We start from the raw sequence: 19,194 nt of genomic DNA, 5'->3' as shown, positions 1-19,194 counted from the left end.
ATCACAAAATTTCGATAACCACGCTGTTCGCCTGCGGCAGCGCCAGGCTCAGGAGGCCATCTATGACTACCGGTATTCAAATTACTAAAACCAAAAACCCAAAATTGCTTAACTCTTTCTGGTTGCTGGATGATGAAATGCTCGAAGCGCGCTGTCTGTGTGCTAAAGGTGATTTTTCAGAAGATCAGGTCGTTGCTATCAGCGATTTGGGTGAAATCGCTTACCGCGAAATTCCGCTGGAGCAAAAACCGGTGGTGCGTATTGAAGGTGGTCAGCATCTGAACGTTAACGTCCTGCGCCGTGAAACTCTGGAAGATGCCGTGAAACATCCGGAGAATTACCCGCAGTTGACCATTCGCGTATCAGGCTATGCGGTGCGTTTTAATGCCCTGACACCAGAACAACAACGTGATGTGATCACCCGCACTTTCACCGAAAGCCTGTAATTCGGCTTTTTGTACCACTGACGAAAAGACACACAGTAATAAAGGCCGTGCTGGTGCATACCGGTGCGGCCTTTTCATTTTGGTCAGCGAGTCAGATGGCTTAGTTCATCGAGCCTGAGTAAAGAAGTAGAGTGAAGTGTCTGTTTTGGGCAGTCAAAAATAAAAAAACCGCCTCAAATGAGGCGGCATTTTCGTCAGGGTGCTGATTTATTCCGCACTCTGTCCCGATGTCCCGGAGCCGCTCGGTTTGCGGCGTTTACCGATATTTTTAGTATCGCGGTGACGTTTCTTCACACGCGGTTTCTCGGCTTCTTTCTCTTTCTGCTCCTGACGCTTCGCAAGCACTTTTTTCGACGGTTTACCGGTGACTTTTGCGCTTGGTGCACGCGATTCTGGGCGCAGCTCATCGATGGTACGAGGTTTCAACGGCTCATTAATATAGCGGCTGATCTTACCCAGCAACACATGGTCATGCGCTTCAACCAGTGACAGCGCGGTTCCTTTGCGTCCGGCGCGTGCGGTGCGTCCGATACGGTGCAGATAGGTATCCGCAGTACGCGGCATGTCGTAGTTGAAGACATGGCTGACGTCTTCGATATCAATCCCGCGTGCAGCAACGTCGGTCGCTACCAGCACGTTAACGCGACCATCATTCAGACGCTTCAGCGCTTCGTTACGCTTAGCTTGCACCATTTCGCCTTCGAGATAGCTACAGCGAATGCCAGCTTCATGCAGCCAGGTCACCAACTCATGCAGGCGTTCACGCTTACGTACAAACACAATCGAGCGCGTCACTTCCGGCTGCTTCAGCAGGTGCACCAGCAATTTGGTTTTATGCTCAACATCGTCGGCACGGTAATACCATTGCTGAATTTTCTTACGCTCACGCTGGCTGGGATCGGCATCAACCGATACCGGATCGTTCAGCAGACGCTCGGCAAAATCTTTAATGCTGTCGCCTTCCAGCGTGGCGGAGAACAGCATCGTCTGTTTACGCCAGCGGGTTTCACCCGCGATAGTTTCGATATCCTGGGCAAAGCCCATGTCCAGCATGCGATCAGCTTCATCCAGGATTAGCGTTTCTACTGCACGGCAATCAAAGTTCTCTTCTTTGATGTATTGCAGCAGACGACCAGTGGTCGCGACTACGATGTCCTGATTTTCGCTGAATACCTCAGCGTGGTTCATATAGGCAACGCCGCCGGTGATGGTGGCGATATCCAGATGCGTGTGTTTCGCTAAGTCACGCGCGTGGTCGGCAACCTGCATCGCCAGTTCACGCGTGGGCGTTAAAATTAAAATGCGCGGCGGGCCTGATTTTTTACGTGGAAAATCGATCAGGTGCTGCATAGCCGGCAGCAGATAGGCTGCGGTTTTCCCCGTTCCGGTCGGCGCTGAACCCAGTACGTCACGGCCCTCCAGAGCGGCAGGGATGGCCTCAGCCTGGATGGCTGTTGGGCGCGTGAAGCCTTTTTCCTGCAGGGCATCCAGCAGGCTTTCGTCGAGTTCGAGTTCGGAGAATGTGGTTACGGTCATGGTCTACCTCAGTTTGGGGCGCTGATTATAGACAGAACAAACATAATCTTCATCTGTTTGTGTGCCAACTCGCCATGCCAGGAGATGTTTTCCCAGCTCTGTCACGTTACACTGAAGCTCTGCCATTGGGCAGGATTTGTTGAGTGGTTGCAGAGAATGACAGAAACGACGCCGCATCCGCGGCCTCAGTTACAAAAAAATGGTTTTACGTTTAAGCGATTTTTTATTGCCCACGATCGCTGTGCAATGAAAGTTGGCACCGACGGTATTTTGTTAGGCGCATGGGCACCGGTGGCGGGTGTGCGACGCGTGCTGGATATTGGTAGCGGTAGCGGCCTGATAGCCTTAATGATTGCGCAGCGAACGCCGGATGATGTGCAGATAGATGCGGTTGAGCTGGATGCTGATGCAGCACAACAGGCGCAGGAGAATGTGCAGGCCTCCCCCTGGCCATCGCGGGTAACAATCCATCAGGCAGATATCGTGCAATGGGCCGATGCTTGTGAACAGCGCTATTCCCTGATCGTCAGCAACCCACCTTATTTTGCTCCCGGTGTAGCCTGTGCCACGCCGCAGCGTGCGACCGCGCGTTCGACCGACACCCTGGATCATCATACTTTGTTGCGCTGTGCCGCCCAGTTAATAGAAGAAGAAGGGTTCTTTTGCGTGGTGCTGCCAGAATCACTGGGCCAAAGTATGATTGAACATGCGCAGCAAGATGGCTGGCATCTGCGTTTTCGTTATGACGTTGCTGAGTATGCTCAGCGCCCGCCTCATCGTGTGCTATTGGGCTTTTCCCCCTGCATGGGAGAACAACTGATAGAGCGGTTGGCGATACGCGATGAAAACACCCAATACTCGGAAGACTGGTGCAGCCTGACGCGTGATTTCTACCTGTTCATGTAGTGAGGCGGAGCCAATACCGTAGGAACCGCATCCGGCAGCAAATCCGGATAGTCCGGCGTATAGTGCAGGCCTCGACTTTCTTTACGTTCCAGCGCACAACGCACCATCAATTCCGCAACCTGCACCAGATTACGTAACTCCAGCAGGTTGTTGGACAGGCGAAAATTCGCGTAGTACTCGTCTATCTCCTGTTGGAGTAAGTTGATACGACGTAATGCGCGCTCCAGCCGTTTGGTGGTGCGCACAATGCCCATGTAATCCCACATAAACAGCCGCAACTCGTGCCAGTTATGTTGAATCACCACGCGCTCATCGGCGTCATCCACGCGGCTTTCATCCCAGGCAGGCAGGTGATTAACCTGTTCTATACCGGGTAGCCGGCGGATCACATCTTCGGCGGCAGACCAGCCATAGACCAGGCATTCCAGCAACGAATTCGAAGCCATGCGATTGGCGCCATGCAGGCCGGTATAGCTCACCTCACCAATCGCATACAGGCCATCGACATCAGTACACCCCTGCTGATCAACCATCACTCCGCCGCAGGTGTAGTGAGCCGCCGGAACGATCGGGATCGGCTCTTTGGTCAAATCGAGGCCGAAAGTCAGCAATTTTTCATAGATCATCGGGAAATGCGCGCGAATGAAACTGGCCGGCTGATGGCTGATGTCGAGATACATACAGTCCACGCCAAGACGTTTCATCTCATGGTCAATGGCTCGCGCTACGATATCGCGCGGTGCCAGTTCGGCACGGGGATCAAAGTCAGGCATAAAGCGCGTGCCATCCGGGCGCAGTAGCCATGCCCCTTCGCCTCGTAATGCTTCAGTCAACAGGAAATTTTGAGCCTGTGGATGGAACAGACAGGTGGGGTGGAATTGATTGAATTCCAGATTCGCTACCCGACAACCCGCACGCCAGGCCATAGCAATGCCATCGCCGGATGCGACATCCGGGTTGGTGGTGTATTGATACACTTTGGCGGCCCCGCCGGTTGCGAGGATCACCGCGCGCGCCCGGCAGGTTTCAACCTGCTCACGGTTACGGTTCCAGATCCAGGCCCCGACAACCCGACGAGGTCCGGGTACGCCGATTTTATCGGAAAGAATCAGGTCAACAGCATTGGTACGTTCAAGAATGCGGATGTTGGGATGACTGAGGGCCTGGCTAACCAGCGTGGTTTCTACCGCGCGACCGGTGGCGTCAGCGCTGTGCAAAATGCGACGATGGCTGTGGCCTCCCTCGCGTGTCAGGTGGTAGCGAGCTTCACCATCAGCTTGCGGTTCTTTGTCGAAGGCTACGCCATTATCAATCAACCATTGCACGCAGTCGCGTGCGTTACTGGCGATAAAATTGACGGTAGCACGATCGCATAACCCCGCTCCGGCAATCAGTGTATCCTCCACATGCGATTCAATGCTGTCGGTTTCATCGAACACCGCTGCGATGCCGCCTTGTGCGTAGAGCGTTGAACCTTCATTCACCTGCGCTTTACTCAGGACCGTAACCTGATAATGCGGCGCCAGGCGCAGCGCCAGTGACAGGCCAGCAGCGCCGCTGCCGACGATAAGTACGTCGCACTGATAATCGGATTGGGAAGTCATGATGTTTAATTTACTAAACAAAAGGTGTTCAGAGCATAAGCCCGGATGCCAACTCTGTGAAGTATTTTAAACAGGTTTTGTCGAGGAATTCGGCGTTTCCCGGCGATAATTGCGCGATTTCAGTAAGTTATGTCTGAAAATAACCTTTACGTGTTTTTTATACCAAACTTACTGGAAATTCAGGTAATAAAGATGAAAATCGTGGCGTCATAGGTTACTCTGCCAGCGATTATCGGTGCCGGAAATGAGGCTGCCAGCGCGGCAAATCGCTACACTGAAAGACAATCAACAACAACAGCGTCTGGGTTCCGATACGGAAAATTTTCAGGTCGTGGTGAACTTCATGCCAGAATATGACTCTAAGCGCATGCTTGCTCAGAACAATGAGATGTGCTGGCAGTTCATTTACGCATAAAAAAAGAGTTTGGGGAGACATTACCTCGGATGAGCGAGCAGTTAACGGATCAGGTTCTCGTTGAACGGGTTCAGAAGGGAGATCAAAAGTCATTTAACTTACTGGTGATTCGATACCAGCATAAAGTGGCGAGCCTGGTTTCACGTTATGTCCCATCGGGCGATGTGCCAGATGTGGTACAGGAGTCTTTTATCAAAGCGTATCGCGCACTGGAATCATTCCGTGGCGACAGCGCGTTTTACACATGGCTGTACCGTATTGCGGTGAACACAGCAAAAAATTATCTGGTGGCTCAGGGGCGCCGTCCGCCGTCGAGTGATGTTGACGCAATTGATGCGGAAAACTTCGAAAGTGCGGGTGCATTAAAAGAAATTTCGAACCCTGAGAACTTAATGTTGTCTGACGAACTGAAACAAATTGTTTTTCGTACCATTGAGGCGCTTCCTGAGGATCTTCGTATGGCAATCACCCTCAGAGAACTGGATGGGTTAAGCTACGAAGAGATTGCCGCCATCATGGATTGCCCGGTCGGTACAGTACGTTCTCGTATCTTCCGTGCGCGAGAGGCTATTGATAACAAAGTTCAACCGCTTATCCAACGTCAGTGATAACGGCTACTGGAAGGGTACCAAAGCATGCAGAAAGAAAAACTTTCCGCTTTAATGGATGGTGAAACTTTAGATAACGAGCTGCTGGCGTCGTTATCAAAGGATGTGAATCTGCAAAAAAGCTGGGAAAGCTACCATCTAATCCGCGACACCCTGCGGGGCGATGTGGGTGAAGTGCTGCATTTTGATATCTCCGCGCGCGTGGCGGCAGCCATCGAAAATGAACCGGTACGTAAAGTGACTTCGCTGATTCCGGAAGCACAACCCGAACCGGTGCGCTGGAAGAAAATGCCGTTCTGGCGTAAGTCCGGTTCCTGGACTGCGCAACTGGCGCAGGTTGGCGTAGCAGCCTGTGTATCGTTGGCGGTGATTGTCGGTGTTCAGTACTACAATCAGCCTGCGGGTAGCAACGCAACCGAATCGTCTGATTCGCCAGTGTTTAATACGCTGCCGATGATGGGCAAGGCTTCACCGGTTAGTCTGGGTGTGCCGTCTGATGCGTTTGATACCAACAGTTCAAACCAGCAGGTGCAGGAACAGCGTCGTCGTATCAACGCGATGCTGCAAGATTATGAGCTGCAACGTCGTCTGCATGCCGATCAAGTTCAGTTTGAGAAGAACGATCCGCAACAGGCGCAAGCGAATGTTCCCGGTAATCAGTCGTTAGGAATTCAGCAGCAGTAATGAAGCAGCTTTGGTGTGCCGTTAGCCTGCTGGCAGGCAGCCTGCTTTATACATCTACCGCCCCGGCGCAGACTTCTGCGTCCGGGGCGTTGTTACAGCAGATGGAGCAAGCCAGCCAGTCCCTCAATTATGAATTCGCTTACATCAATGTCTCCCGGCTTGGCATTGAGTCCTTGCGTTATCGCCATGCGGTTATCGACAATCGTATCTTTGCTCAATTGTTGCAGATGGACGGGCCACGTCGTGAGGTGATTCAGCGTGGTAACGATATCAGCTACTTTGAACCCGGCCTTGATCCGTTCTCCTTGCCCGGCAACCATATTGTGGATGCCCTGCCACCGTTGATGTTTGCCGACTTCTCACGCCTGAGCGATGCCTACGATTTCATTCCCGTTGGTCGGTCACGCATCGCTGATCAGTTGTGTGAGGTGGTACGCATCGTCTCACGCGACGGTTCGCGCTACAGCTATGTGGTGTGGCTGGATGTTGATACCAAGCTGCCGTTACGCATTGACCTGCTGGATCGTGATGGCGAGACGCTGGAACAGTTCCGGGTTATCAGTTTTGCCGTTGATGAAGGTGTGCGCAATCTGATGCAGGGGCTGGAGAAAGCAAATCTGCCGCCAACATTATCATTACCGGCGGGCGATAAAGTGCAGCTCAACTGGCAACCAACATGGCTTCCGGCAGGAATGACCCTCATCTCTCAGAGTCGCCGAGATATCCCGGCGCTGAATAAAACCGTTGAATCCCGTCTCTACAGCGATGGCCTGTTTAGTTTTGCGATTAACATTACTCCCGCAGATAAAAACAGCGTGGCGCAGACATTGCGCACTGGGCGTCGTACGGTGCAGACTGAAGTGCGCAATAATAACGAGATTACCGTGGTGGGTGAGATTCCACCGACCACAGCAAAACGTATTGCGGACAGCATTGATTCGGGATCAGCAAAATGATGAGAGAATGGGCCACTGTGGTGGCGTGGAAAGAGGGTATCGCGACGCTACATACCGAAGCGAAAACCTCCTGCAACAGTTGCTCGGCGCGTAAAGGTTGCGGCAGCCATATGCTGAATAAGCTGGGGCCGAAAAATGCGCATGTGATGGAGATCGCCAGTGCCGAACCGTTGCAGCCAGGTCAGCGTATCGAATTGGGGATTCGCGAAAGCAGTTTGTTAGGCTCAGCACTGCTGGTTTATATGACGCCGCTATTTGGCCTGTTTTTGGTCGCAGGTCTGTTTCAGATGCTGTTCCATAGCGATCTGGCTTCCGCCTGTGGCGCACTGTTGGGTGGCGTGGGTGGCTTTATTGTGGCAAAAGGCGTTTCATCGGTGTTTGGTGAGCGTGAGGCTTTTCAGCCGGTAATCCTCAATATTGCTTTGCCTCCTGATGCCATGCGGGTTGAAACTGAAGTTTGATACTTGCCGGGCCGCGTCGAACGCGGCCTTTTTCACGGCGTTTAGCCGCTGAAATCTGTTGCGATTCCCCGCAGTTCCATTCTTTAACGCAAGGCGTTAACAGTGTAATATGCGTCGTCATTAATGAGGCTGACAGGTTTCCAGGTAAAACTCCATTTCCTGAAGATGTCTGTGCTCAAGTATTCAACTGATATTCTACGTGAAGATATTCATATAAATGAAGCACATACGAAATTTCTCCATCATCGCTCATATCGACCACGGCAAATCGACGCTGTCAGACCGTTTGATTCAAATTTGTGGTGGCCTGAGCGATCGTGAGATGGCGGCGCAGGTTCTGGATTCAATGGATCTGGAGCGTGAACGCGGCATTACCATTAAGGCGCAGAGTGTAACGCTCGATTACAAAGCGCTGAACGGTGAAACTTACCAGCTCAATTTTATCGATACTCCCGGACACGTTGACTTCTCTTATGAAGTATCCCGCTCTCTGGCGGCCTGTGAAGGGGCGTTACTGGTGGTCGATGCAGGCCAGGGCGTAGAAGCACAGACGCTGGCGAACTGCTATACCGCCATGGAAATGGATCTGGAAGTGGTACCGGTATTGAACAAGATCGACCTGCCTGCGGCCGACCCGGAGCGCGTGGCGGAAGAGATTGAAGATATCGTCGGTATTGATGCGACTGACGCCGTACGCTGTTCAGCGAAGACCGGCGTGGGTGTTCCGGATGTGCTGGAACGCCTGGTGCGCGATATTCCGCCGCCGGAAGGCGATCCAGAAGGCCCATTGCAGGCGCTGATTATCGACTCATGGTTCGATAACTATCTTGGCGTTGTGTCACTGATTCGTATTAAGAACGGCACCCTGCGCAAAGGCGATAAAGTTAAAGTGATCAGCACCGGTCAGGTGTATAACGCCGATCGTCTGGGGATTTTCACCCCGAAACAGGTTGATCGTACCGAGCTGAAATGTGGCGAGGTAGGTTGGCTGGTTTGTGCAATCAAAGACATCCTCGGCGCACCGGTGGGCGATACCCTGACGCTGCAACGTAACCCGGCGGATAAAGCGCTGCCAGGCTTTAAAAAAGTGAAGCCGCAGGTCTATGCCGGTCTGTTCCCGGTCAGCTCTGATGATTATGAAGCTTTCCGCGATGCGCTGGGCAAACTGAGCCTGAACGATGCGTCACTGTTCTATGAGCCAGAAAGCTCCACGGCGTTGGGCTTTGGCTTCCGCTGTGGCTTCCTTGGCCTGCTGCATATGGAGATCATCCAGGAACGTCTGGAGCGTGAATACGATCTCGATCTGATCACCACCGCACCGACCGTGGTGTATGAAGTGGAAACCACAGATGGCGAAGTGGTGTATGTTGACAGCCCGTCTAAGCTGCCGCCGCTGAATAATATTGAAGAACTGCGTGAACCGATCGCCGAGTGTCATATGCTGCTGCCGCAGGAGTTCCTCGGCAACGTCATTACGCTCTGTATCGAGAAACGTGGTGTTCAGACAAATATGGTTTACCACGGTAACCAGGTTGCGCTGACTTACGAAATCCCGATGGCGGAAGTGGTTCTCGACTTCTTTGACCGTCTGAAATCAACGTCGCGCGGCTATGCTTCACTGGATTATAACTTCAAACGTTTCCAGGCCTCTGACATGGTGCGTGTCGACGTGCTGATCAACTCAGAACGTGTCGATGCGCTGGCGCTGATTACTCACCGTGATAACTCGCAATATCGTGGCCGTGAGCTGGTGGAAAAGATGAAAGATCTGATCCCACGCCAGCAGTTCGATATCGCGATTCAGGCAGCAATCGGCAACCACATTATCGCTCGCTCAACAGTCAAGCAGCTGCGTAAAAACGTTCTGGCGAAATGCTATGGCGGTGACGTAAGCCGTAAGAAAAAACTGTTGCAGAAGCAGAAGGAAGGTAAGAAGCGAATGAAGCAGGTCGGTAACGTTGAACTGCCGCAGGAAGCATTCCTTGCCATTCTGCATGTCGGTAAAGACAGCAAATAAGGAACCTCAATGGCTAATATGTTCGCCCTGATTCTGGCGATCGCGACGCTGGTAACGGGTGTTATCTGGTGTATTGATCGTTTTAAGTGGGCACCGGCGCGTCGTGCGAAGCAGGTTGCCGCACAGGCGCAGGCAGGTAATACGCTGGACAGCAAAACGCTGGCGAAAGTCTCTCCGCAACCCGGTTGGGTGGAAACCGCAGCGTCGGTTTTCCCGGTGCTGGCAGTGGTATTTATCGTTCGGTCATTCGTTTATGAGCCATTCCAGATCCCGTCTGGTTCGATGATGCCGACTCTGCTGATCGGTGACTTTATCCTGGTGGAGAAATTTGCCTACGGCCTGAAAGATCCGATCACCCAAACGACGCTGATCCCGACCGGTCATCCACAGCGCGGCGACATCGCGGTATTCAAATACCCGAAGGATCCGAGCATGGATTACATCAAACGGGTAATTGGTCTGCCGGGCGACAAAGTGGTTTACGATCCATACAGCAAAACCCTGACGGTGAATCCGGGGTGTGGCAACGGAAAATGTGACACTGCGCTGCCAATCACCTATACCAATATCGAGCCAAGCAGCTTTATTCAGACCTTCAGCGGTTTTGATGGCAACGAAACCGGTAATGGTTTCTTCCAGGTACCGCAGGGCGAAACGATGCGCGGCGGCTTACGTCTTGGTACACGTAAAGAGACGTTGGGCAACGTAACGCACGATATCCTGTTGGTTAACGAAGCACAGAGTCAGGCGAGCATGTATTACCAGCAGCCAGGCCAGCCTCAGTCGACCTGGATTGTGCCGCAGGGGCAATATTTCATGATGGGCGATAACCGTGATAACAGCGCCGACAGCCGCTACTGGGGCTTTGTACCCGAGCGCAACCTGGTTGGTAAAGCGGTCGCTATCTGGATGAGCTTTGAGAAACAAGAAGGACAGTGGCCTACCGGCGTGCGCTTAAGTCGCATTGGCGGTATTCACTGATAAACGGTTGGCTCCCTGTGGGGAGCCACTGCACACGAAACGGAACGTGTTGGAACCTCAGCCCTGTTTCGTATGCAGAGTGACAGAAGCACAAAAGAACTGGAATCGCATGAACCCCATCCTCATTAACAAGTTGCAGCGCAAACTGGGCTACACTTTTACTCATCCGGAATTGTTGCAACAGGCTCTGACTCACCGCAGCGCCAGCAGTAAACACAACGAGCGTCTTGAATTTCTTGGCGATTCAATTCTCAGCTATGTCATTGCTAATGCGCTGTATCACCGCTTTCCGCGGGTTGATGAAGGCGACATGAGCCGTATGCGTGCGACACTGGTACGTGGAAATACGTTGGCAGAAATGGCGCGTGAATTTGATCTTGGCGAGTGTTTACGTCTGGGGCCAGGTGAACTGAAAAGCGGCGGCTTCCGTCGCGAATCGATTCTTGCTGATACGGTGGAAGCGCTGATTGGCGGCATTTTCCTCGACAGTAATATTCAGACCGTCGAAAAGCTAATTCTCGACTGGTATCAAACGCGACTGGAACAGATCAGTCCGGGCGATAAACAAAAAGATCCAAAAACGCGCCTGCAAGAGTTTTTGCAGGGACGCCATCTGCCGCTGCCTTCGTATCTGGTAGTGCAGGTGCGTGGTGAAGCCCACGACCAGGAATTTACCATTCACTGTCAGGTGAGTGGCATGGCTGAGCCGGTGGTGGGCGTAGGTTCCAGCCGCCGTAAAGCAGAACAGGCCGCCGCCGAACAGGCGTTGATTAAACTCGGCCTTGAATAGTCACATCGCAGCACCCTGACCGGTGCTGATTAAGTCAGGACTCGAATGAGCGAACACGAAACTTATTGCGGCTTTGTCGCGATTGTTGGCCGACCCAACGTCGGCAAATCCACCTTGCTGAACCAGTTGCTGGGGCAGAAGGTGTCGATCACCTCGCGCAAGCCGCAAACCACGCGTCACCGCATCATGGGTATCCATACTGAAGGGCCATACCAGGCTATCTATGTGGACACGCCCGGATTGCACATGGAAGAGAAGCGGGCGATTAACCGCCTGATGAACCGTGCTGCCAGCAGCTCCATCGGTGATGTTGAACTGGTAATTTTCGTGGTTGATGGCACACGCTGGACGCCAGATGACGAAATGGTACTGAACAAGCTGCGTGACGGCAAAGTGCCGGTGGTACTGGCGGTGAACAAGGTGGATAACATCCAGGATAAAAGCATCCTGCTGCCACATCTCCAGTTCCTCGGTCAGCAGATGAACTTCACGGATATCGTCCCAATCTCGGCTGAGACGGGTAAAAACGTTGATACCATTGCGGCCATCGTGCGCAAGCGTCTGCCCAAAGCGGAACATCACTTCCCGGAAGAGTACATCACCGACCGTTCGCAGCGCTTTATGGCGTCCGAGATCATCCGTGAAAAACTGATGCGTTTCCTCGGTGCAGAGCTGCCGTATTCCGTTACCGTTGAGATTGAAAAGTTCGAGACTAACGAGCGTGGTGGCTATGATATCAGCGGCCTGATTCTGGTCGAACGCGATGGTCAGAAGAAAATGGTGATTGGCAACAAAGGTGCCAAAATCAAAACCATTGGTATCGAAGCGCGTAGAGATATGGAAGAGATGTTCGAGGCCAAAGTTCACCTCGAGCTGTGGGTGAAGGTGAAATCTGGCTGGGCGGATGACGAACGTGCGCTGCGCAGTCTGGGTTATGTAGACGACCTCTAACCGATGGAAGGCTGGCAACGCGCCTTTGTGCTGCATAGTCGCCCCTACAGCGAAACCAGCCTGCTGCTCGATCTGTTTAGCGAAAGCGAAGGGCGTGTGCGTGTCCTTGCCAAAGGCGCACGTTCACGTCGTTCACAACTCAAGGGGGCGTTACAACCTTTTACCCCCTTGCTGGTACGCTGGGGCGGGCGCGGCGAAGTCAAAACGCTGCGCAACGCTGAAGCGGTATCTCTGGCACTCCCCCTGAGTGGCATCACGCTCTACTGCGGTCTTTACGTCAATGAACTGCTGTCGCGGGTGCTGGAGCAGGAAATCCCTTTCTCTGACCTCTTCTTCGATTACCTGAATTGCATCCAGGCGCTTGCCGCCATCAGCGGCACGCCGGAGCCAGCCTTGCGTCGTTTCGAACTGGCGCTGCTCGGACATCTGGGATACGGCGTTGATTTCCTGCACTGCGCGGGCAGTGGCGAAGCGGTGGATGATGGTATGACCTACAGCTACCGTGAAGAGAAAGGTTTCATTGCCAGCCTGGTGGTCAATCAGCGTAGTTTTACCGGTCGCCAGTTGCGGGCGCTGTGGTCACGTGAGTTCCCTGATGCCGATAGCCTGCGTGCCGCCAAACGCTTTACCCGAATGGCGCTGAAGCCCTATCTGGGTGGCAAACCGCTTAAGAGTCAGGAACTTTTTCGCCAGTTTGTACCGAAAAAGAAGCCGGATGCGTCGAGCGAATGATGCCAGTCCTGCCGCTGCGCGGTACACTGCAAACACACTAAACCTAGTTAAGGATTGTCATGGCTGAGTTGCTGTTAGGGGTCAACATTGACCACATCGCCACCGTGCGTAACGCGCGTGGCACGAATTATCCCGATCCGGTGCAGGCTGCATTTATTTCTGAACAGGCGGGCGCGGATGGTATTACTGTACATCTGCGTGAAGACCGCCGTCATATCACCGATCGTGACGTCCGTATTCTGCGCGATACTATCCAGACGCGTATGAATCTGGAAATGGCGGTGACCGATGAGATGGTTGGCATTGCCTGTGACATCAAACCACACTTCTGCTGCCTGGTGCCGGAAAAACGTCAGGAAGTGACCACTGAAGGCGGTCTTGATGTGGCGGGTCAGCAGGACAAAATCAATGCCGCGGTTAAACAGCTGAGCGAGGCGGGGATTCTGGTGTCATTGTTTATCGATGCCGATCACCGCCAAATCGAAGCCGCCGTGGCGAGCGGTGCACCTTACATTGAAATTCACACCGGTGCGTATGCAGAAGCACCCGAAGGTCTGGCACGCGATGCGGAGCTGGAGCGTATTCGTAAAGCAGCCACCTTTGCAGCCAGTCTCGGCCTGAAAGTGAATGCCGGGCACGGTCTGACCTACCATAACGTGCTGCCTATTGCGGCGCTGCCGGAAATGCATGAACTGAATATCGGTCATGCCATTATTGGTCGCGCGGTGATGAGTGGTCTGGCTGAGGCGGTCAAAGAGATGAAGTTACTGATGCGGGAAGCGCGTCGTTAATGGCCATTCTCGGACTGGGCACCGATATTGTTGAAATCGAGCGCATTGCCGGGGTGATTGAACGTTCCGGCGACCGACTGGCGCGTCGTGTGCTGAGCGAAGCCGAGTGGCAGCAATATCAAACGCATCAGCAGCCAGTGCGTTTTCTGGCGAAGCGTTTTGCGGTGAAAGAAGCCGCAGCCAAAGCGTTTGGCACCGGCATCCGTGGTGGTCTGGCGTTCAATCAGTTTGAGGTTTATAACGATGCGCTGGGCAAACCGGGGCTGCGTTTTTTCCAGCATGCCGCTGACATTGCCCGTCAACTCGGGGTGCAGCATGTGCACGTCACGCTGGCGGATGAGCGCCATTACGCCTGTGCCACGGTGATTATCGAGAATTAGTGGTGTAGCTCCACAAATTTCTCCCACAGCGCCTCGCGGCTTTCGGGGTGCTGTGGATCGGGAATGATGGTGTTATCAATGGGGCACACGCTCAGGCACGTTGGTACATCATAATGACCGACACATTCGGTGCAGCGGTCGCTATCGATCTGGTAAATGGCATCCCCGAGGCTGATGGCCTGGTTAGGGCACTCCGGTTCGCACATGTCACAGTTGATACAACGCTGGGTAATCAGTAAAGCCATGATCTGTTGAATTTCTGGTTAATCGGTAGTAATAAGCCGCGCACCTTACCATAATTTAATCTTTGCCCCAAACTGAAGTCCGTTTTTTCTTCATCAGTTTTGCGCTAGCGCAAAACGCTGACATCTATTTAATTTCAGTGATAATGTGATGAATTTTACGGTAAGTTTTTATCAGGCGAATAATCTCAATGTTTTTTCATGTTTACTAATGAAAGCATAATGGATGTTTTGAGTTAGCATCTGTGGCATCAAGGATGAGTTAGATGTATTGAAAATGGATGCCTCGGCTGAATTAATCAGGCAGCGTCACGCTGGTGATAAGTCCTATATTGATTTAAGTTATATAATCCACTTTATTGCAATCAGGAATCTATCGATTCCGTCTTATCGCTGTTGAAAGAGTATGAGACCTATCCAGATGGGTTATTGGATCGGGTTGAGTTTATTATTGTAGATGACGGCTCACCAATTACCTACGATATTCCTGAGCTGAATATTAATTTCACCTGGTTGCGTATTACGACTGATATTAAATGGAATCAGGGTGGGGCGCGTAATCTGGGGGTGACCTATGTCAAATCTGATAAAATCTTATTATCGGATCTCGACCACGCTTTTCCGGCAGCCACTCTGACTTCTTTGGCGAACATGGACGACGTTTCTACAAACTGTGTCGCAAGCGTGCGGATGGGACTTACTATAAAGGCCATGCCAATCTTTTTTTATGAGCCGCGCCCGCTTCTTACGCTTTTATGGTTATGATGAAGAATATTGTGGTCACTATGGCGCAGAAGATTATCGATTTGTGAAATACCAGAAATATCAGGGTTCGCAACAACGTTATATGCAAAGGATATTTGGTGTTATGAACGCTCTCTGGATAGAGCAAAAATCTACCACAGTTTAGAGCGCGATTTATCGCGCTTTCTGACCACAACGTCAAAATCAAAAGCGCGATAAATCGCGCCGCTACATATCCGGCACGGTTTACACCAGTTTTTTCACCAATTCTTCGCTATGACGAATATGGCTGGAGGCGCGTTCCGGGTCGTTCTGCACCAACGCCATAAACAACAGGTCGGTCAGGGCGAGTTGGGCGCTGGTTGAGGAAATTGCCGCACTACGCGTACTTTGTTCCTCCGCAACGGTATACAGACAATGGGTAGCGCACTGCTGCAAGGTATTGGGGGTAAAGCCGGTAAATGCCAGCACATCCGCGCCGGTCTGAGCCGCTTCCTGCGCTGCCAGGTTGATTTCGCGCCGTTCACCGGTGTACGAGATGGCGAGCAACACATCCCCGGCAGTCATCGCCTGCACACTGGCAAGCAACGCATGCATATCCTGCTCGGCCACCGCGTTGATGCCAATTTTCATCAACTTCCACGAAAAATCTTTGGCGACCAAACCGGATGCACCAATTCCCACCAGCAGAATGCGATTGGCATTTTTCAGCAACTGCAATGTCTGAAGCAGCATCTCTTCACTGTTAATATCCAGCGTGGCGCGAATCGCCGAGATTTTCTCCGCCAACAGTTTTTCACCCACCACTTTCAGTGGGTCATCGCTGAGAATATGGTTGTGCACGGTGATGGCATCACGATCGGCCAGCGACTCACTCAGGGCCAGCTTTAATGCCGGAAAACCTTTATAGCCCAGTTTCTGGGCAAACTTGACCACGCTGGACTGGCTGACGCCGGATTCTTCCGCCAGTTTTTGCGAACTCAGATGCCGTGCGCGATCTGGCTGCGACAATAAAAAATCCGCCAAACGACGCTCGTTAAGCGCCAGGCGCGGATAAAGCTGACGAATCCGCAGCAATGAACTCATGTCCGATCCTTAATTCAGAACGTAAGGCGTTTTTAGTCTGATCCCGGCGACCAGGAATGTCGCATGACAGACTACCGACCAAGAGAATAAACTATTCAGCTGGCATTGTAGTCATTGGAATTAAAAATGACACTTTTCACCCCCGACCGCGGATGCTGGCTACACTGTAAGGCACATGCGGCAGAATACCAGGAGAGTAGGTTGACAAAGGGTACGCAACGACGCGTGGTGTTTTTTGATCTCGACGGCACGCTACATCAGCAGGATATGTTCGGTACGTTTATGCGTTATCTGCTGAGACATCAGCCGCTGAATCTTTTGCTGGTGCTGCCATTGTTGCCGGTGATCGGCGCAGGATTGCTGTGGAAAGGCCGTGCCGCACGTTGGCCGATGAGCTTGTTATTATGGGCGATCACCTTTGGCCACAGTGAAAAGCGTCTGTTGCAGCGCGAAGCCGAGTTTGCCGATTGGTTTCGTCAGCGCGTCACCGCATTTCCGGTGGTACAGCAACGCCTGACAGATTATCTCAGTAGCGATGATACGGATGTCTGGTTAATCACCGGCTCCCCCCAATCGCTGGTGGAGCAGGTCTATTTCGATTCGTCATTTCTGCCGCGTGTGCAGCTGATTGCCAGTCAGATGAAACCAGGCCGTGGTGGACGGGTGCTGACGATGCGTTGTCTGGGGCATGAAAAAGTGGCGCAGCTGGAGGAGAAAATCGGTACACCTCTCCAGTTATACAGTGGCTACAGCGACAGCAAACAGGACAACCCGCTGTTGTTCTTTTGTCAGCACCGCTGGCGTGTCACCCCGCAGGGTAACCTGCAACAACTGGAATAACCCATCGTTTCCGTTATAATGCGCCGCCTTTACAACCCGCAGGAGCTGCCCGGTGAACCCACAGACAGATGAATACTGGATGCGTCACGCATTGCGTCTCGCACGGCTGGCGTGGGAGCAAGGTGAAGTGCCGGTTGGCGCGGTTCTGGTGCAGGGCGATACGGTGATTGGTGAAGGCTGGAACCGACCTATTGGTCAGCATGATCCTACGGCACATGCGGAAATCATGGCGCTACGTCAGGGCGGCAAAGTGCTGGAAAACTATCGCCTGCTGGATACTACCTTATACGTCACGCTTGAACCCTGCGTAATGTGTGCCGGGGCGATGGTACACAGCCGGATTACCCGGCTGGTCTATGGCGCAAAAGATGAAAAAACCGGTGCTGCGGGTTCACTGCTGGATGTGATTGGTCATCCCGGGATGAACCACCAGATTCAGATCGATTCTGGTGTGTTGGCGGAGGAGTGCGCAGCGATGCTGAGTGACTTTTTCCGCATGCGCCGCGAGCAAAAGAAAGCACTGCGCCAGGCGCAGCGCGACGCCGGTTAATTCATCGCAATTTTGGGTTCGACTGCCGGGTAACCGGCCCCCAGTTCTGCTTCCATAGCGGATTGTTGTGCCAGCCGCTTCTCCTGTTCCTGTAAGTAACCCTCCAGGCTTATCTGATACTTACGGATATTCTCGACGTAATTGTACGCCTCATGGCCGCGCGCATAGCCGTAGGTGGTCTGGGCGTAGTAACGCTTCTGGCTCAGCATCGGTAAACGCAACTTCACGTCAGCCCAACTGTCCGGGTTGCCGCCTTGTTTGGCGGTCAGCTTACGTGCATCCAGCATGTGGGCGTAACCCATGTTATAGGCAGCCAGCGCAAACCAGATACGTTCATCGTTCGGGATGGTCGTGGGGACCTTTTCAATCATTCGTTGCAGATATTCACTGCCGCCACGAATGCTTTGCTCGGGGTCGAGCCGATCGGCAACGTCGAGGCTATCGGCGGTATTGCGCGTCAGCATCATCATACCGCGTACGCCGGTAGGCGAGGTTGCCTGCGGATTCCAGTGCGACTCCTGATAAGAGATAGCTGCCAGTAAGCGCCAGTCGATGCTGGAAGCATACTTTTCAAATAACGGCTTAATATCCGGCAACGTGTTGTCGATGGCACGCAGGAAGGTGCGGGTATCGACATAATCAAAGGTGCCGACGTGACCGAGGTACTTCTCTTCCAGTCGCGCCATCGTGCCTTCTTCACCCATCTGGCTATAGAAGTCGAGCATCGCCGCGTTCAGGCTGTCATCCTGCTCATCGCGTGGCAGATACCAGGTGACCGGCTCTTCGTCGGTGATATCAAAGGCGACCGCCAGCTGGGGATGGATGCGTTGGAGCAGGCCGATCGTGACTGAATCCCCCACGGTGTAATCCAGCTTGCCATCCGCCACGGCTTCCAGCAGCGCTTTTTGCCCCTGATCGGCAGCAATTGACCAATCGAGATCGGGATAATGGTCAGCTTTAGCGGAACGCAAAGTTGACAGGTACGCCGATCCGGACTGCACAACCAGCCGGCCTTTCAGGTCACCGAGATTTTTAGGTCGCGGCTTATCAATGCGGTACACCAGCTGTTGCGATACCGAATAGTAACTCGGTCCGGTCTGATAACGGGCGATGCGATCGTTGTTGTAGATCAGGCCCGCCGCCAGCAAATCCGCTTTACCATCATCGAGATCGTCAAACAGGTCACCGAGATTCGGACGTACCGTTACCTCAAGTTTGACGCCCAGATAATCGGCGAAGCGTTTCGCCAGCTCGTAGTCCATACCGGCTGGTGCATTATTGACGGTGTAGTATGTCAGCGGGGAGTTAACGGTACTGATGCGCAGCACTCCCCGTGATTTGATCTGCGATATCGCGTCTTTACCACCCCCGTACCAGGGGATAGAAGGCCACAGTGCCAGCGCAAGCAGCACGGTGATCAGACCGATGAACAGATAGTTTAATTTCAGGCGTTTCAAATAGTTGTCTCTCGCTG

General features: G+C 52.8%; 21 protein-coding genes. 16 read left to right on the top strand and 5 right to left on the bottom strand.

Annotated elements, in window-relative coordinates; translation table 11 throughout:
• Positions 1 to 62 precede the first annotated feature (62 nt).
• Complete coding sequence (grcA, locus tag AC6I8N_RS15255; RefSeq protein ID WP_497829405.1) at positions 63 to 446, top strand: autonomous glycyl radical cofactor GrcA; 384 nt, start codon at positions 63 to 65, stop codon at positions 444 to 446.
• A 207-nt stretch (positions 447 to 653) separates the two neighbouring features.
• Here grcA and srmB read toward each other — a convergent pair whose 3' ends face one another.
• On the bottom strand, positions 654 to 1,982 hold the full coding sequence (gene srmB, locus AC6I8N_RS15250; protein ID WP_497829404.1) for an ATP-dependent RNA helicase SrmB: 1,329 nt from the start codon (positions 1,980 to 1,982) through the stop codon (positions 654 to 656).
• Between the two features lie 156 nt (positions 1,983 to 2,138).
• On the opposite strand from srmB, the gene trmN reads away from it, so the two are divergent.
• On the top strand, positions 2,139 to 2,888 hold the full coding sequence (trmN, locus tag AC6I8N_RS15245; protein ID WP_497829403.1) for a tRNA(1)(Val) (adenine(37)-N(6))-methyltransferase TrmN: 750 nt from the start codon (positions 2,139 to 2,141) through the stop codon (positions 2,886 to 2,888).
• Here trmN and nadB read toward each other — a convergent pair.
• Positions 2,873 to 4,492 carry an L-aspartate oxidase gene (nadB, locus tag AC6I8N_RS15240; RefSeq protein ID WP_497829402.1) on the bottom strand — a complete coding sequence of 540 codons (1,620 nt, stop codon included), beginning with the start codon at positions 4,490 to 4,492 and terminating at the stop codon, positions 2,873 to 2,875. The genes trmN and nadB overlap by 16 nt on opposite strands.
• A gap of 444 nt (positions 4,493 to 4,936) precedes the next feature.
• On the opposite strand from nadB, the gene rpoE reads away from it, so the two are divergent.
• The 11 genes from rpoE (at position 4,937) to acpS (ending at position 14,258) form a co-directional block, all read left to right on the top strand.
• Complete coding sequence (rpoE, locus tag AC6I8N_RS15235; RefSeq protein WP_010617748.1) at positions 4,937 to 5,515, top strand: RNA polymerase sigma factor RpoE; 579 nt, start codon at positions 4,937 to 4,939, stop codon at positions 5,513 to 5,515.
• A gap of 27 nt (positions 5,516 to 5,542) precedes the next feature.
• On the top strand, positions 5,543 to 6,199 hold the full coding sequence (gene rseA, locus AC6I8N_RS15230) for an anti-sigma-E factor RseA (RefSeq protein ID WP_497829401.1): 657 nt from the start codon (positions 5,543 to 5,545) through the stop codon (positions 6,197 to 6,199).
• Positions 6,199 to 7,155 carry a sigma-E factor regulatory protein RseB gene (gene rseB / locus AC6I8N_RS15225; protein ID WP_021184388.1) on the top strand — a complete coding sequence of 319 codons (957 nt, stop codon included), beginning with the start codon at positions 6,199 to 6,201 and terminating at the stop codon, positions 7,153 to 7,155. Before rseA ends, rseB begins: the two co-directional genes overlap by 1 nt.
• Positions 7,152 to 7,616: a SoxR-reducing system protein RseC gene (gene rseC / locus AC6I8N_RS15220; protein WP_497829400.1), complete on the top strand. Its 465-nt coding sequence runs from the start codon at positions 7,152 to 7,154 to the stop codon at positions 7,614 to 7,616. Before rseB ends, rseC begins: the two co-directional genes overlap by 4 nt.
• 217 nt (positions 7,617 to 7,833) lie before the next feature.
• Complete coding sequence (gene lepA / locus AC6I8N_RS15215) at positions 7,834 to 9,633, top strand: translation elongation factor 4 (RefSeq protein ID WP_021184386.1); 1,800 nt, start codon at positions 7,834 to 7,836, stop codon at positions 9,631 to 9,633.
• A 9-nt stretch (positions 9,634 to 9,642) separates the two neighbouring features.
• Positions 9,643 to 10,614, top strand: a complete 972-nt coding sequence (gene lepB / locus AC6I8N_RS15210; RefSeq protein WP_497829399.1) for a signal peptidase I — start codon at positions 9,643 to 9,645, stop codon at positions 10,612 to 10,614.
• A gap of 109 nt (positions 10,615 to 10,723) precedes the next feature.
• On the top strand, positions 10,724 to 11,404 hold the full coding sequence (gene rnc / locus AC6I8N_RS15205) for a ribonuclease III (RefSeq protein ID WP_021184384.1): 681 nt from the start codon (positions 10,724 to 10,726) through the stop codon (positions 11,402 to 11,404).
• A 45-nt stretch (positions 11,405 to 11,449) separates the two neighbouring features.
• Positions 11,450 to 12,355, top strand: a complete 906-nt coding sequence (era, locus tag AC6I8N_RS15200) for a GTPase Era (protein WP_021184383.1) — start codon at positions 11,450 to 11,452, stop codon at positions 12,353 to 12,355.
• Positions 12,356 to 12,358: 3 nt separating this feature from the next.
• Positions 12,359 to 13,087 (top strand): DNA repair protein RecO, encoded by a 729-nt coding sequence (gene recO, locus AC6I8N_RS15195; protein ID WP_497829398.1) that lies wholly within the window; start codon positions 12,359 to 12,361, stop codon positions 13,085 to 13,087.
• Between the two features lie 59 nt (positions 13,088 to 13,146).
• Positions 13,147 to 13,878 carry a pyridoxine 5'-phosphate synthase gene (gene pdxJ, locus AC6I8N_RS15190; protein WP_021184381.1) on the top strand — a complete coding sequence of 244 codons (732 nt, stop codon included), beginning with the start codon at positions 13,147 to 13,149 and terminating at the stop codon, positions 13,876 to 13,878.
• Complete coding sequence (acpS, locus tag AC6I8N_RS15185; RefSeq protein WP_021184380.1) at positions 13,878 to 14,258, top strand: holo-ACP synthase; 381 nt, start codon at positions 13,878 to 13,880, stop codon at positions 14,256 to 14,258. Before pdxJ ends, acpS begins: the two co-directional genes overlap by 1 nt.
• Here acpS and AC6I8N_RS15180 read toward each other — a convergent pair.
• Positions 14,255 to 14,503, bottom strand: coding sequence for a YfhL family 4Fe-4S dicluster ferredoxin (locus AC6I8N_RS15180; protein WP_208723793.1), 249 nt, complete (start codon positions 14,501 to 14,503; stop codon positions 14,255 to 14,257). The two genes, acpS and AC6I8N_RS15180, sit on opposite strands and share 4 nt — an antisense overlap.
• A 426-nt stretch (positions 14,504 to 14,929) precedes the next feature.
• On the opposite strand from AC6I8N_RS15180, the gene AC6I8N_RS15175 reads away from it, so the two are divergent.
• On the top strand, positions 14,930 to 15,265 hold the full coding sequence (locus AC6I8N_RS15175) for a glycosyltransferase family A protein (RefSeq protein ID WP_497829397.1): 336 nt from the start codon (positions 14,930 to 14,932) through the stop codon (positions 15,263 to 15,265).
• Positions 15,266 to 15,490: 225 nt separating this feature from the next.
• Here the strand turns inward: AC6I8N_RS15175 and AC6I8N_RS15170 are convergent, their stop codons facing one another.
• Entirely contained in the window at positions 15,491 to 16,330 is an 840-nt protein-coding gene (locus AC6I8N_RS15170) for a MurR/RpiR family transcriptional regulator (RefSeq protein WP_021184377.1), read from the bottom strand.
• Between the two features lie 201 nt (positions 16,331 to 16,531).
• On the opposite strand from AC6I8N_RS15170, the gene yfhb reads away from it, so the two are divergent.
• Both yfhb and tadA read left to right on the top strand, forming a co-directional pair.
• On the top strand, positions 16,532 to 17,170 hold the full coding sequence (yfhb, locus tag AC6I8N_RS15165; RefSeq protein ID WP_497829396.1) for a phosphatidylglycerophosphatase C: 639 nt from the start codon (positions 16,532 to 16,534) through the stop codon (positions 17,168 to 17,170).
• A 52-nt stretch (positions 17,171 to 17,222) separates the two neighbouring features.
• Entirely contained in the window at positions 17,223 to 17,720 is a 498-nt protein-coding gene (gene tadA / locus AC6I8N_RS15160; protein ID WP_021184375.1) for a tRNA adenosine(34) deaminase TadA, read from the top strand.
• On the opposite strand, the gene mltF is transcribed toward tadA, so the two are convergent.
• On the bottom strand, positions 17,717 to 19,177 hold the full coding sequence (mltF, locus tag AC6I8N_RS15155; protein ID WP_497829395.1) for a membrane-bound lytic murein transglycosylase MltF: 1,461 nt from the start codon (positions 19,175 to 19,177) through the stop codon (positions 17,717 to 17,719). The two genes, tadA and mltF, sit on opposite strands and share 4 nt — an antisense overlap.
• Positions 19,178 to 19,194 lie beyond the last annotated feature (17 nt).

This window comes from Pantoea sp. X-Soil-TKNS-1279 (assembly GCF_059730565.1).
Note: the sequence above shows the minus strand (reverse complement) of the source record. Positions and strands in the feature narration are given on the sequence as shown.

Bases quoted from the DNA above. Each gene is read 5' to 3' on its own strand.
- grcA (WP_497829405.1), top strand. From the start codon at position 63: ATGACTACCGGTATTCAAATTACTAAAACCAAAAACCCAAAATTGCTT.
- srmB (WP_497829404.1), bottom strand. From the start codon at position 1,982: ATGACCGTAACCACATTCTCCGAACTCGAACTCGACGAAAGCCTGCTG.
- trmN (WP_497829403.1), top strand. From the start codon at position 2,139: ATGACAGAAACGACGCCGCATCCGCGGCCTCAGTTACAAAAAAATGGT.
- nadB (WP_497829402.1), bottom strand. From the start codon at position 4,492: ATGACTTCCCAATCCGATTATCAGTGCGACGTACTTATCGTCGGCAGC.
- rpoE (WP_010617748.1), top strand. From the start codon at position 4,937: ATGAGCGAGCAGTTAACGGATCAGGTTCTCGTTGAACGGGTTCAGAAG.
- rseA (WP_497829401.1), top strand. From the start codon at position 5,543: ATGCAGAAAGAAAAACTTTCCGCTTTAATGGATGGTGAAACTTTAGAT.
- rseB (WP_021184388.1), top strand. From the start codon at position 6,199: ATGAAGCAGCTTTGGTGTGCCGTTAGCCTGCTGGCAGGCAGCCTGCTT.
- rseC (WP_497829400.1), top strand. From the start codon at position 7,152: ATGATGAGAGAATGGGCCACTGTGGTGGCGTGGAAAGAGGGTATCGCG.
- lepA (WP_021184386.1), top strand. From the start codon at position 7,834: ATGAAGCACATACGAAATTTCTCCATCATCGCTCATATCGACCACGGC.
- lepB (WP_497829399.1), top strand. From the start codon at position 9,643: ATGGCTAATATGTTCGCCCTGATTCTGGCGATCGCGACGCTGGTAACG.
- rnc (WP_021184384.1), top strand. From the start codon at position 10,724: ATGAACCCCATCCTCATTAACAAGTTGCAGCGCAAACTGGGCTACACT.
- era (WP_021184383.1), top strand. From the start codon at position 11,450: ATGAGCGAACACGAAACTTATTGCGGCTTTGTCGCGATTGTTGGCCGA.
- recO (WP_497829398.1), top strand. From the start codon at position 12,359: ATGGAAGGCTGGCAACGCGCCTTTGTGCTGCATAGTCGCCCCTACAGC.
- pdxJ (WP_021184381.1), top strand. From the start codon at position 13,147: ATGGCTGAGTTGCTGTTAGGGGTCAACATTGACCACATCGCCACCGTG.
- acpS (WP_021184380.1), top strand. From the start codon at position 13,878: ATGGCCATTCTCGGACTGGGCACCGATATTGTTGAAATCGAGCGCATT.
- AC6I8N_RS15180 (WP_208723793.1), bottom strand. From the start codon at position 14,503: ATGGCTTTACTGATTACCCAGCGTTGTATCAACTGTGACATGTGCGAA.
- AC6I8N_RS15170 (WP_021184377.1), bottom strand. From the start codon at position 16,330: ATGAGTTCATTGCTGCGGATTCGTCAGCTTTATCCGCGCCTGGCGCTT.